We start from the raw sequence: 13,226 nt of genomic DNA on the forward strand, positions 1-13,226 counted from the left end.
CGCATGACCAGCACCGGGAATACCCCCGCCGGTACCATCGCTGTAGGTTCCGTCGAAAGGAGATGCGCCATGGTTGGTGACGAGGACGCGATCGCCGCGGTGCTCAACAGGCTGCGCAGGGCGCAGGGACAGCTCGCCGGGGTGATCTCCATGATCGAACAGGGCCGCGACTGCAAAGACGTCGTCACGCAGCTGGCGGCGGTGTCCCGGGCGCTCGACAAGGCCGGTTTCAAGATTGTCGCGACCGGATTGCGGGAATGCCTGACCGGAGAGGCCGCCGACGGCCAGGAGCCGATGTCCGAAGCCGAGTTGGAGAAGCTGTTCCTGGCGCTGGCCTGACCCGGCCGTGACCCGAGGAGGACGCTGTGAGCTACGCATTGTCGACGACGCTGCACACCACGTTTGAAGACGCGGTGGACCGGACCCGAAAGGCTTTGGCGGATCAGGGTTTCGGGGTGCTGACCGAGATCGACATGAAGGCCACCCTGAAGGCCAAGCTCGGCGAGGACATGGAGGATTACCTGATCCTCGGTGCCTGCAACCCGCCGCTGGCCCACCGCGCGGTGACCGCCGACCGTCAGATCGGTCTGCTGTTGCCGTGCAATGTGGCGGTGCGCGCCGACACGTCCGCGGGTGGTGACGCGGTGATCGTCGATGCGATGGATCCACAGGTGATGGTCCAGGTCTCCGACGCGCCGGGCCTGCGCGAGGTCGCCGACGAAGCCGCAGCCAAGCTGAAGGCCGCGATCGAAGCCCTGGAAGCCGCCGACAGACGGTAGTCGGATCAGCCGCTCGGCGCTGGAGATTCCCTTCGGCGCCGGGCGTCTTGCACCATCATCGCGACATGCAGTGAGGTCATCGATTCTGCGTCGTCGAGCGGCACGCCGAGCTTGTCGGAGATGGCGGCCAGCCGCTTGTACAGCGCCGGTCGGCTGACGTGCAGGCGCTTCGCCAGAGCGACCTTGTTGCCGCCCAGCTGAAGGTATGCGCGGAGTACCTCCAGGTCCGTCAGCCCGGTGTTCGCCGCGGGGTCCTCGGCGAGCATCGCCTTGAGCTCGGTCTCGGCGAACTGCTGGACCCGGGGATCATCGCGCAGCAGGCTGATCAGTCCCCGCAGCCGGACATCGGCGGCCCGATAGAAATCGCGGGCTTCCGCGTCGCCCATGGCCAGCGCGACCTCGGCGATGTGGGCCGCCTCGGCCAGCCCGCGGATCGAGTCGGCGATCTCGACGCCGGGTTGCGCGACCGCGCAGACCGAGCGTTTACCGCCGGTGGACCGGCCGATGTCGCGACGCAACCGCTGACCGATCTCACTCAACGCCTTGTCGGCACTAACCCGACCGGGGTTGAGCGCCACCAGTCCCCCGATCTCGCCGGGACCGCGCACCGAGAACAGCCCGGTATGGCCGGACGCGTTGACGGTGTGGACGACCGTTTCCAGCAGATTGACGTTGAGACGTTGCGCCGCAACCGGATCGACGCCGCTGGCGAGTCCGCCGACCCTGACCACCATCGGCAGGAACCGGGGCACCTTGCGTAGGCCCAGAGCGTGTGCGCGCGCCGCGATCTCGCGCTCGTCGGCGATCCGGCCCTGGAGGACGTCGTCGATCAGGCCACTCTGCGCCTGCTGATGCAGCCCCGTGCGGTTCTGCTCGATCATCCGGTGCAGCGCGAGTGCGGTCGCCGCGCGCTCGAGCACCATCCTTGCGCGACCGGGTTCGGCGGGCGGCGAGGGGATCAACAGCCGTCCCCACTCTTCGCCCCGAAGTCCGACGGAGGTGATGACCCAGGGCTCGGCTCCCCCGCCCTCGGTGGGGTTCCGGCGCGACCTGCGCTCCCAGTTCTTGAGGAGTTCGGCGGCCGGTTCGCCTCTGGCTGACACCGCGAGGGCCTGGTGGGCCAGATCCTCCAGAACGACGGGCTGGTCGAGAATGCGAGCTGCGGCATCGACGATGCTCGACACCGACGCTCTCCTGACGCTCAACTCGGTGAAGGTCTCGTGCACCTTCCGGTCGAGGGCCACCTCGTCGAACTGCGCGGCCACGATCTGTCGATGCACCGCCTCGGTGACGTCGACGAACTTGATCTGCCGGCGCAACGCGACGAGCGCCAGGCCGAGGGAGCGCGCCAGATCCGTCACCGACTGCGGTACCTCGTGCATCGCGGTGCCGAGTTCGACGACCACGCCGAGGGCGCCCGCGTCGGCGAGGCCGCGCAGGTACACCTCGGGGGCGGTGTTCAATGCGGTTCCGGTGGTCAGCACGAGCTCGCCACCCAGCAGCAGCGCCGACATGTCGGGGACGTCGCCGACATGAACCCAGCGGATCGGCTCGTCCCACCGACCACTGCTGAGCACCTGCGGCCGGCCCCGCTGGACTACATCGAGGCCGATCACCTCACCGACGGTCAGCGACATTTACACAGTGTAAATCCCATCCAGGTTTCAGAGACATTCTGCATCTCCACGGCGGCCGGCTTTGCGGTCACGCTGGGAGCAGGCGCGAGTGCGCCGTCGACGCGAGAAGGGGCTACATGACCGCCACAATTTCCCATTGGGTCAACGGCGAGGTTTTCACCGGCACCAGCAGCGCTTCTGCGCCGGTGACCAACCCGGCCACCGGCACGGTGACCGGACAGGTCGCGCTGGCCTCGGTGGACGACGCGCGTGCGGTGATCGACGCGGCGGCCGCGGCGTTCCCGGCCTGGCGTGACGCCTCACTGGCCAAAAGGACTTCGGTGCTCTTTCGATTCAGAGAGCTTCTCAACGAGCGCAAGGGCGAACTGGCCGAGATCATCACCGCCGAGCACGGCAAGGTCGTCTCGGATGCGTTGGGTGAAGTGTCGCGCGGCCAGGAAGTGGTCGAGTTCGCCTGCGGCATCCCCCATTTGCTCAAGGGCGGATTCACCGAGAACGCGTCGACCAAGGTCGACGTCTACTCCATCCGTCAGCCGCTGGGGCCGGTCGCGGTCATCTCCCCGTTCAACTTCCCGGCCATGGTCCCGATGTGGTTCTTCCCGATTGCCATCGCCACCGGCAACACCGTGGTGCTGAAGCCGTCGGAGAAGGATCCGTCGGCCTCGCTGTGGCTGGCCGCGTTGTGGAAGGAAGCCGGGCTGCCCGACGGGGTGTTCAACGTGCTCCAGGGCGACAAGACCGCCGTCGACGAACTGCTGTCCAACCCCAAGATCAAGTCCGTGTCGTTCGTCGGGTCGACCCCGATCGCGCAGTACGTCTACGCCACCGGCACCGCGGCGGGCAAGCGCGTCCAGGCCCTCGGCGGCGCGAAGAACCACGCCGTGATCCTGCCCGACGCCGACCTCGACCTGGCCGCCGATGCGATGGTCAACGCCGGCTTCGGCTCGGCCGGGGAACGCTGCATGGCCATCAGCGCGTGCGTGGCCGTCGGCCCCATCGCCGATGACCTGGTGGCCAAAATCCGCGAGCGCACCGTCGGTTTGAAGATCGGTGACGGCACCAAGGACTCCGACATGGGCCCACTGGTCACCAAGGCTCACCGCGACAAGGTCGCCTCCTACATCGACGCCGGCGAAGCCGACGGCGCCAAGGTCGTCGTCGACGGGCGCAGCGTCTCGGCCGACGGCGGCGAGAACGGCTTCTGGCTCGGGCCGACGCTGCTCGACAACGTCACCCCCGAGATGAGCGTGTACACCGACGAGATCTTCGGCCCCGTGCTGTCGGTGCTGCGCGTGGAGAGCTACGACCAGGCCCTGGAGTTGATCAACACCAACCCCTACGGCAACGGCACGGCGATCTTCACCAACGACGGCGGCGCCGCCCGGCGCTTCCAGAACGAGGTCGAGGTCGGCATGGTCGGCATCAACGTGCCCATCCCGGTGCCGATGGCCTACTTCAGCTTCGGTGGCTGGAAGGCCTCCCTGTTCGGCGACTCCCACGCCCACGGCATGGACGGTGTGCAGTTCTTCACCCGCCAGAAGGCCATCACCCAGAGATGGCTGGATCCCAGCCACGGCGGCATCAACCTCGGTTTCCCCCAAAACGGCTGAGCTGCAACCCCTCCCACCCTCCCCGCGCCCTTCCCCCGCGAGCGTGCGTGTCTGCACCCGACACGCCGTGTCTGACCGTGCAAACGCGCACGCTCGCGCCCACGCTTCCCGCCCCGACTTCTCGCCAAAGGATCGACAGTGACCATCACCGAACAGCCCACCGACAGCACCGCACTGCCCACCGGCGAGGACATCGACGCGGCGATCGCGCGCGGCAAGCGCGCCTACGAGTTGGACCGCAAGCACGTTTTCCATTCCTGGTCGGCGCAGGCGCAGATCAATCCGATGACGGTGTTGGCGGCGCAGGGGTCCTACGTCTGGGACGGTGAGGGCAACAAGCTGCTCGACTTCTCCTCGCAGCTGGTGAACACCAACATCGGCCATCAGCACCCGAAAGTCGTTGCCGCCATTGCCGAACAGGCCGCAACGCTGTGCACGATCGCGCCGCAGCACGTCAACGACGCCCGCTCGGAGGCGGCCCGGCTGGTCGCCGAGCGCACCCCCGGCGATCTGAACCGGGTGTTCTTCACCAACGGCGGCGCGGACGCCGTCGAGCACGCAGTGCGGATGGCCCGGCTGCACACCGGCCGCTACAAGGTGCTGTCGCGCTACCGCTCCTACCACGGCGGCACCGAGACCGCGATCAACCTCACCGGCGACCCGCGGCGCTGGCCCAACGACCACGGCAACGCCGGCATCGTGCACTTCAACGGACCGTTCCTGTACCGCTCGGCGTTCCACGCCGACACCGAGGAACAGGAAACCCAGCGCGCGCTGGAACATCTCGACCGCCTGGTTCAGATGGAAGGGCCGTCGACGATCGCGGCCATCATTCTCGAGTCGGTTCCCGGCACGGCCGGCATCATGGTGCCGCCGCCCGGCTACATGGCCGGAGTACGCGAGATCTGCGACCGCCACGGCATCGTGTTCATCGCCGACGAGGTGATGGCCGGGTTCGGGCGCACCGGAACGTGGTTCGCGATCGAGAACTTCGACGTGGTGCCGGATCTGATCACGTTCGCCAAGGGCATCACGTCCGGTTATGTCCCGCTCGGCGGCGTCGCGATCAACCACGCGATCTACTCGACGTTCGCCGACCGCGCCTATCCCGGCGGCCTGACCTACTCCGGGCACCCGCTGGCATCCGCGTGCGCCGTCGCGACGATCAACGCGATGGAGGACGAGGGCATGGTCGCGAACGCGGCCCGGATCGGCGAGCGGGTGCTCGGCCCCGGCCTGCGCGAGCTCGCCGCCCGGCACCGCTCCGTCGGCGAGGTCCGCGGCCTCGGGGTGTTCTGGGCGATCGAGCTGGTCGCCAACCGGGAGACCCGCGAGCCGCTGGCCCCCTACGGCGGGTCCAGCCCGGCGATGGCGGCGGTGCTGGCGGCGTGCAAGTCGGGTGGCCTGCTGCCGTTCGCGAACTTCAACCGCATCCACGCGGTGCCGCCGTGCAACGTCACCGACGACGAAGTGGCCGAAGGCCTTCGGATTCTCGACGCCGCGCTGAGCGTCGCCGACGAGTACGTGGTCTGACCGGATCGCCATCGGCAGGCACCTTGGGGTTCCCGCCGGTGGCGCCGTTCGAAATCTGTCGGCCGGGACTGCTGCGATGCGCTCACCGGGTTGCAGACCCGCTGACGCCTGATGCGTTACCGCGCGAGCCCGACCGCGCGTGATCCAGCGCTGCCCAGCAGGTCGCGATAGACGCCGGGTCGGTCCTCGTGGGCTTCGGGCAGGAACGGGAAGGTGAACCAGTCGTGGATCAGGTTTTTGCGGAGTCGGAATTCCACGTCTGGGACTTGTTCGGCGAGAACACGATCGCGCAGCCTCAGGGTGTCCACGGTGAGGAGGTCGAGCGACGAGCTGTACACGTAGGTCGGTGGCAGCCCTTTCAGCGATCCGAACAGCGGGCTGGCCTGAGGGTCAGCGGTTCCGGCTTCGCCGGCCCACTTGGCGCCCGATTTGGTGGGGTTGGCGAGGTCGAGCAGCGGGTCCCTTATTTCGGCGCTGCGGGGATCGCTCATCGATACGTCGAGCCACGGCGAGATGAGAACCAGCCGTGACGGATTCCTGGAATTGCGTCGGGCCAGCTCTTGTATCGCAGCCAAAGCCAGGCCGCCGCCGGCGGAATCGCCGATGACGCTGACGTTGTCGGCGCCGTGGTCCTCGATCACCTTGCTGATGAAGTTGGCGGTTCGCGGAACCTCGCTGGCGGCGGTGCCACCTGCCGGGACGAGGGTCTGCAGCGGCACGATGACCGTCGCTCCGGTATCGCGGGCCATGTCGGCGTAGGTCCACCAGTGAAAGATGCTCGCCGTCGCTACGTAGGCGCCGCCGTGCAGTGCGACGACGGTCTTCTCGGTGGCGTTCTTTCGAGGGGTCAAGGTCCACACCTTCATGCCCTCGAACTCGGAGCGTTCGACGTCGAGCCCGGGTGTGAGAAAGAACGGCGGGATACCGTCGGTGAAGAACGGAACCTTGAGACCGGTGAACGCGAGCAGACCGCCAAACGGTTTCAGCACCGCCTTGAGTACGTAGAGCCCGAAGGTGACCACGTCGTGGACGAAGGACGGCTTCCCGGTGTACCGCGACTCGTCTTCTCCGAGTGGGTCCTTCAGTGAGGCCACTGCTGTGGCGGGATCAGTCGCCGCTGCTGCATCTGTGTTGACGGTTTCGCTCGTCGTGTCAGGCTGGGATGGCGGGACGGCAGCAGCCTCGGTGTCCCGGCGGGCGGATCCCAGAAGCGTCCACGCGGCCGGAGACAAATTCGGCCCTGCCGGCGGGGTGGCGTGGTCGCCGCCCGCGGGAGCGAATCCATCGTCGATGGTGTGCACCGACGGGACGCCGGCGGGCTTGTCGACAGGACCGAGGTCGGGTGTCGCGACCTCTTGGTCGGCCACCGCTTCTTCCTCGTCGGTCACCGTTTCGTCCGAGTGTCGTGGCTCTTCCGCTTCGTCGGAGCGGTCGTCGCCGAGGTCGTTATCGTCGGAGGTGCCTGACGCAGCGGATTCGTCGGCGTTGTCCTGCCGGCTGGGCGCTTTCGTCGACTGCGGTCGTGACGGCTCCGACGTCGAGACGTTGGCGCTGGAGCCGACGTCCTCGGCAGATGCGAATGCCGGCGCCGGGGCGCTGCAGGCGATCACTGCGCCTGCTCCAGCCGCGATGGCCAGACCTCCCACGCGCGCCACCACCAACTTGTTCCGATCAGCCATCGCGGGCCGGCCTCCCCATCGAGGTTGTGAAAGACCGCTTCTGGCATGAAGGTGGATGTGAGCTCTCGGCGGCCGCTCGCACTTACGTTAACTGCTGAGCGACCGCTCAATCAATGGGAAAAATTGCGCGAACATCGTGCGGGACCCAGGGCGACCAAAGCACTTGATCCGCAACTACGGTGTCGGCGGGATCGCTCACGGTGCGCAAAGATGTGTCGTCATCACCCCGCGGGCCAGCGCTCGGTGATCATCTCGGTCACCGCATCCACCCACGCGTCGTCAAGGGCGGCGTCACGTCGGACGAGGATGCGGAAAATGGCACTGCCCGCGACGATTTCGGCGAGCATGGGCAGTTCATCGTCGCTGCGCCGCTGCTGACCGAAGCGTGTCTCGAACTCGGCGAGATTGCCGGCCAGCCGGGCGATCATCATGCTGTGCAGTTGCGGGTCGGCGACCGTGTCGGCGATCAGACCCGGCAGCGCGACCCGCACTTCCGGCCTGTCGAACATCGCGCGGACAGTCTCCACCAGTGCCCGGATGTCGCCGCGAATGTCGCCGGAGTCATCCGGCACGGAGATACCAGCGTCCGACAACACCGCTTCGTGGACGAGGTGGACCTTGCCCGACCAGCGCCGGTAGATCGCGGCGGTGGTCGTCCCGGCGCGCGCGGCGATCGCGGACAACGACAGCGCCGAGTAACCCGTCTGCAGGATCAACTCGCGGGTGGCCGCGATGATCGCGGCGTCGATTCTCCCGTCGCGTGGGCGCCCCGGCGCCGCGCGGGCGGGCGTCTTGCCATCTCCACGACGATCTGCTGTCATGTCCGCAAGTGTAGTTTCGATACGGCACGCATCGTATTGTTGGAGAATATGTGAACCTCAGCCCGCTCGACGAGTACCCGATCCACCAGGTGCCTGCGCCGATCACGTCACCGGCCACGTCGGATCGCAACTTCTATGACCGGTCGTATTTCAATGTGCTCGACCGGGACGGCCGCTTCATGGCGCTCACCGGTATCGGCTACTACCCCCGCCTCGGCGTCAAGGACGCCTATTTCCTCGTCCGGCGCGGCGACACTCAGACCGCCGTGCACCTCAGCGACGCGCTCGACGACGACCGGTTCCACCAGAACGTCAACGGCTACCGTCTCGACGTCGTCGAACCCTTACAGGAGCTGCACCTGACACTCGCCGAGACCGAGGGCGTCTCCGCGGACCTGACCTGGCGCGGACTGTACCCCGCCGCCCTGGAACGACCGCACGAGATGCTCACCGAGCGGCGAGTGACATTGCAGGCGTGCCGCTTCGCCCAGGTCGGCTCCTGGCAGGGCTGGATCGAAATCGACGGCGACCGGTTGACCGTCGACCACACCACCAGCGTCGGCAGCCGCGACCGGTCATGGGGCATCCGCCCCGTCGGAGAGCCCGAACCCGCCGGCCGGCCCGACGCGGCCTTCGGCGGGATGTGGTGGCTCTACCTGCCTCTGGCATTCGACGACTACCAGCTGTTCCTGATCCTGCAGGAGGACCCGGACGGCCACCGGAGCCTCTACGACTGCACCCGGCGGTGGCGCGACGGCAGGGTCGAGCAACTCGACGGTGTGCGCGCCACCATCCACTACACGCCGGGAACACGGATCCCTTACGGCGCCCACGTCGAGTTCATGAACCGCGCCGGTGACCGCATTCAGCTCGATGTCGAATCAAAGTTGTTCGCACCCATCGCTTTCGGCTCCGGCTACGGCGGAGACTCGTCCTGGGCACACGGCACCTGGAAAGGGGGTCCGTTCTCCGAACGCGTCAGCTTCGACCTGACCGACCCCGCGGTGATGGCGCGAGCGCCGTTCAGCCTGATCGACCACGTCGGCACGGCCGTGTGCACCGAATCAGACGGCCGCACCAGTGAGGGCGCCGGACTGTTCGAGCACGGCGTCATCGGGCCCCACCACCCGTCGGGATTCTCCGACTGGACCGACGTAGCGGACTAGGACGACACATGAAGATCATGACGGCCCTGTTCGGGCCGACCGATGCGATCGAGCGGGCAGCACTTCTGCGCGAAGCCGGCGCGTCCGGCGTCTTCACCTTCGAGGGCCCCTTCGACGTCTTCACGCCGCTGGTGCTGGCATCGACGGTGAAGGGCCTCGACTCGATGTCCAATGTCGCGATCGCCTTCCCCCGCAACCCGATCCAGCTCGCCCATCAAGCCAACGACCTGCAGCTGCTCACCGAGGGTCGCTTCATACTGGGCTTGGGCACACAGGTGCGCGCACAGATCGAGAAGCGCTACGGGGCCGCGTTCGACAGACCTGTCGAGCGGATGAAGGAGATGGTGGGGGCGCTGCGGGCGATTTTCGCCGCGTGGAACGAAGGAGAACGTCTGGACTTCCGCGGGGAGTTCTACCGTCACACCCTGATGACGCCGACGTTCGTCCCCGGACCGAATCCGTTCGGTCCGCCGCCGATCTACCTCGGGGCGCTGGGTCCGCGCCTGACCCGGGCCACCGCGGAGGTCGCCGACGGCCTGCTGGTGATGCCGTTCGGATCCAAGCGTTTCCTGCACGGCACGACCATGCCGGCGGTGCGTGACGGGCTGGCCGCGGCGGGTCGCAGCGAGGACGACTTCGAGGTGGTGCCCGAGATCATCGTGTCGGTGGCCACCGGGTCAGACGACGACCACGCCTCGACGCGAATGCTGTTGGCGTTCTACGGTTCCACACCGGCCTATCGCCCGGTGCTCGATGCGCATGGGTGGGGCGATCTGCAGCCGGAGCTCAACGCGATGTCCAAGCAGGGCCGCTGGCAGGAGATGGCCACGTTGATCGACGACGAGATCCTGCACACCATCGCGGCCTGCGGCAGCCCGGCCGAGGTGGCCGACCACATCCGAGATCGCGTCGACGGCGTGTCGGACCGGCTCTGCCTGTATCAGCCGGGACCGATCGCGGTCGACGCGCTCGCCGAGATCGTGGACGCGTTGAGCTGACGCCATGGCACCCGCAACGATCGAGTTCGACGACGTCACCGACGACCGCTTCGGCGGCAAGGCCGCCGGCCTCGCCGAACTGCGGCGCATCGGGCTCTCTGTGCCCGTGGGATTCGTGATCGCCGACGCGTCCGCGCACGGCGCTCTCGACGCCGCCGTGGACCGGTTCTGCCAGATGGCCGCCGAAGGGGTGACCCCGGTGGCGGTCCGGTCCTCGGCCGTGGGCGAGGACGGTGAGGACCAGTCCTTCGCCGGGCAGTACGACACCGTGCTGGGCGTCGCCTCCGTCGACGACTTCACCGCGGCTGTGCGCCGTTGCGCTGGTTCCGTTGCCTCTCAACGCGCCTCGTCCTACAGCGGACACTCCCCTGCAACCATGCATGTGGTCGTCCAGCAGATGGTCGACGCGCGAGCCGCCGGTGTGGTGTTCACCGCGGACCCCGCGACGGGCCGGCGCGACCTGATGGTGATCGACGCCATCGCCGGCCTCGGCGAAGCCCTCGTGGACGGTTCCGCGTCCCCCGACCACGTCGTGCTCAACGCCGACGGCAGCACCGCGGTGCGTGAAGTCGGCACGGCACCGGTGCTGTCGTCCGACGACGTCGCCGAGATCCGGTCCGGAGCCTTGCGCGCCGCGCGACACTGGGGCCGCCCGCTGGACCTCGAGTGGGCGATCGACGGCACCGGCAAGCTGTGGTGGCTGCAGGCGCGCCCGATCACCACCCTGCCCGGTGATCTGAACGAAATGGACTCGCCCGTCGCAGGTTCCGACCACGTCTATACCCGCTGCAACATCGGCGAGATGATGCCGGGTGCGTTCTGCCCGCTCACCGCATCGGTGTCGGGATACGCCATCGACTACGCGATGCAGATGACGCAGGTGGTGGCACGGGCCCAGCCGCGCTACGAGAAGCCGTGGCTTCAGGTCGGCTACTTCTACGGGCACATGTTTCTGAATCTCACTGAGGGCACGGCGCTGAGTTCCGGCATCCTCGGAAACTCCCGGGAGCAGTTCTCGATGTCGATCTGCGGCCGGGTGGTTGACGAATTGGAGGCCAAACCGCCACGGCCGTTCGCCCGCAAGCTCGTCAACACGGTCCGGCTCACGTCGCACGCGTTGTCCGCCGGCCCGGCCATCCGCCGGCTTGCAGACCAGATCGCCGGCTGGCCGATCCCCTCCCGTGAAGACGCGAGACTCGTTCTGCGACAGTTGGAATGCGGCGTAGAGCTGTATTGCGACGTGACGCTGACCCATGTGCGGTCGTCGTCCCGCGCCGCGGTGGCCGCCAACATCCTGGAAAGCACCCTCGTCAGGCAGGCCCTCAAGAATGGGCGCAGCGAGGAGGAGGGCCAAGCGGAGGCGGCCCGGCTGATGGCAGGTGCGTCCGACGTCGAGAGCGCAATGATGCTCGACCAGCTTCAGTCGGTGGTGCGCGCCATCGCCGCCGACTCTGGCGTCGCCACACGATTCCTGGCCGCTGCGCCCGACGTGGCCGTCGTGGAGTTGCAGAGCGCGGACAATGCGAGCGGCGAGGCGCTGCGGCAGTTCCTGCTCCGGCACGGCCACCGGGGATACCGTGAGCTGTGCATGCGCGATCCGTCCTGGGCCCAGGACGCGGGCGGACTGGGTGCGATGATGCAAGTCATGGTGCGGGCAGCATCGTCTGATCGGCAGCCGGCGCACAGCCCGACCGAGGCACCGACCTCGCCGGCCATCAGATTCCTGGCCCGTCTCGCGCAGGGCGGCGCACGCGGCCGTGAGGAGACGAAATCGAAGATGGCGCTGATGGCGCATGCCCTCAAGCGCGGCTATCGCCACCTGGGCGAGGTGCTCGCCCGCTCAGGACGGCTCCCCGACGCCGATCTGGTCTTCTTCTTCGACCGCAGTGAGCTGCCCCGGGTCGTCGGCGACGACGACATCAGCGAGCTGGTGCAGAGCGCTGTGAAGCGTCGTGAGGCACTGGCGTACCAGGATTCGCTTGAGTTCGAGGATGTCTCGGTGGGACGGCCGCGGCCCGTGGTCGCCCCGCCGGTGATCACGTCGACCGCCGACCAGGTCGTCGGCCGTCCTGCCAGTCGCGGGACGGTGGAAGGCACTGTGCGCGTGGCCAAGACGATTCAGGATGCGCGCGATGTGCAGCGCGGTGAGATTCTGGTCGCGCCGGTCACCGACGTCGGGTGGACGCCGTACTTCACCGTGATCGCCGCGCTGATCACCGATATCGGCAGTTCGGTGTCACACGGCGCGGTGGTCGCGCGCGAGTACGGCCTGCCCTGCGTCGTGAACACCCTGGTGGGCACCCAGGTGCTCAGGACCGGCGACCGGGTGCGCGTGGACGGCGACCGAGGTGTGGTGACGCGACTCGGCTAGTTCTGCAGATGCCGCCTGCTCGATTGTCAGCCCGCGGGCTGCGATCCTGAGACTGACGGACCGCGGCATGACCCGATGAAAACGGCCCCCGGAGTTTCCTCCGAGGGCCGTTTTACCTAGTAGCGGGGACAGGATTCGAACCTGCGACCTCTGGGTTATGAGCCCAGCGAGCTACCGAGCTGCTCCACCCCGCGACGGGTGAACGCTAGGTTACCGGGGCGGCCGGTCAGCCTCCAAATCGCCTGTTCAGCGCCCTCGAACGACCCCGGATCGAACTCGCATCCGTCGAGGATCTCGACACCGGCACCCCGGACGGTTGCCTTTTCGAGCGTGTCCAACGCGCCGGCTGCGCTTCGTTCGCCTCCTCCGACCGGCAGACCGGAGTTACGGCCCACAGCCCGGGCGGCCGGCTTGACGGTGAGCGACAAGCGGCCCTAGCTGGCTGTAGGCGGACACACCGTTGAAGATCGCCGAGGTCCCGGGCGAACTTGGTGGGCTTACGCGTTGGTGGGCTTACGCGCACACGGCCTGTCCGCAGCGTCGGCGACGACGTAATGCCGCCGCGGAACCACTCCACCGTCCTCCGCGGCCCGGCTCTGGGGGCGCGGCCCGGGCTCAGTCCAGTGCTCGAG

Annotated in this window: 10 protein-coding genes and 1 tRNA gene; 7 read left to right on the plus strand and 4 right to left on the minus strand. The window is 67.7% G+C overall.

All coding sequences use genetic code 11. The features are described from left to right. Nucleotides 1-69 precede the first annotated feature (69 nt). Nucleotides 70-339 carry a metal-sensitive transcriptional regulator gene (locus tag BN976_RS06740; protein ID WP_011779067.1) on the plus strand — a complete coding sequence of 90 codons (270 nt, stop codon included), beginning with the start codon at nt 70-72 and terminating at the stop codon, nt 337-339. Between the two features lie 26 nt (nt 340-365). Then, the gene (locus BN976_RS06745; protein ID WP_036369419.1) at nt 366-779 is read left to right on the plus strand and encodes a DUF302 domain-containing protein; all 414 of its coding nucleotides are present in this window, start codon (nt 366-368) and stop codon (nt 777-779) included. Nucleotides 780-784: 5 nt separating this feature from the next. Here the strand turns inward: BN976_RS06745 and BN976_RS06750 are convergent, their stop codons facing one another. Beyond that, nucleotides 785-2,416, minus strand: a complete 1,632-nt coding sequence (locus tag BN976_RS06750; RefSeq protein WP_036369421.1) for a PucR family transcriptional regulator — start codon at nt 2,414-2,416, stop codon at nt 785-787. Nucleotides 2,417-2,532: 116 nt separating this feature from the next. Between BN976_RS06750 and BN976_RS06755 the strand changes: the two genes are divergently transcribed. Then, nucleotides 2,533-4,026 (plus strand): CoA-acylating methylmalonate-semialdehyde dehydrogenase, encoded by a 1,494-nt coding sequence (locus BN976_RS06755; protein ID WP_036369423.1) that lies wholly within the window; start codon nt 2,533-2,535, stop codon nt 4,024-4,026. Between the two features lie 138 nt (nt 4,027-4,164). After that, entirely contained in the window at nt 4,165-5,559 is a 1,395-nt protein-coding gene (locus BN976_RS06760; protein WP_036369425.1) for an aspartate aminotransferase family protein, read from the plus strand. A gap of 116 nt (nt 5,560-5,675) precedes the next feature. Here BN976_RS06760 and BN976_RS06765 read toward each other — a convergent pair whose 3' ends face one another. Then, nucleotides 5,676-7,238, minus strand: a complete 1,563-nt coding sequence (locus BN976_RS06765; protein ID WP_036369428.1) for an alpha/beta hydrolase — start codon at nt 7,236-7,238, stop codon at nt 5,676-5,678. A gap of 221 nt (nt 7,239-7,459) precedes the next feature. Next, complete coding sequence (locus BN976_RS06770; protein WP_011779061.1) at nt 7,460-8,059, minus strand: TetR-like C-terminal domain-containing protein; 600 nt, start codon at nt 8,057-8,059, stop codon at nt 7,460-7,462. A 50-nt stretch (nt 8,060-8,109) separates the two neighbouring features. On the opposite strand from BN976_RS06770, the gene BN976_RS06775 reads away from it, so the two are divergent. The 3 genes from BN976_RS06775 to BN976_RS06785 are packed head-to-tail and all read left to right on the plus strand — an operon-like array spanning nt 8,110 to nt 12,594. Further along, on the plus strand, nt 8,110-9,225 hold the full coding sequence (locus tag BN976_RS06775) for an Rv3169 family protein (RefSeq protein WP_036369430.1): 1,116 nt from the start codon (nt 8,110-8,112) through the stop codon (nt 9,223-9,225). Nucleotides 9,226-9,233: 8 nt separating this feature from the next. Then, on the plus strand, nt 9,234-10,223 hold the full coding sequence (locus BN976_RS06780; protein WP_011779059.1) for a TIGR03617 family F420-dependent LLM class oxidoreductase: 990 nt from the start codon (nt 9,234-9,236) through the stop codon (nt 10,221-10,223). 4 nt (nt 10,224-10,227) lie between these two features. Then, entirely contained in the window at nt 10,228-12,594 is a 2,367-nt protein-coding gene (locus BN976_RS06785) for a PEP/pyruvate-binding domain-containing protein (RefSeq protein WP_036369432.1), read from the plus strand. A 120-nt stretch (nt 12,595-12,714) separates the two neighbouring features. Here BN976_RS06785 and BN976_RS06790 read toward each other — a convergent pair. Beyond that, nucleotides 12,715-12,788, minus strand: a tRNA-Met gene (locus BN976_RS06790). Nucleotides 12,789-13,226: the final 438 nt, after the last annotated feature.

The organism is Mycolicibacterium austroafricanum (assembly GCF_000612725.1).
Lineage (GTDB): Bacteria > Actinomycetota > Actinomycetes > Mycobacteriales > Mycobacteriaceae > Mycobacterium > Mycobacterium austroafricanum.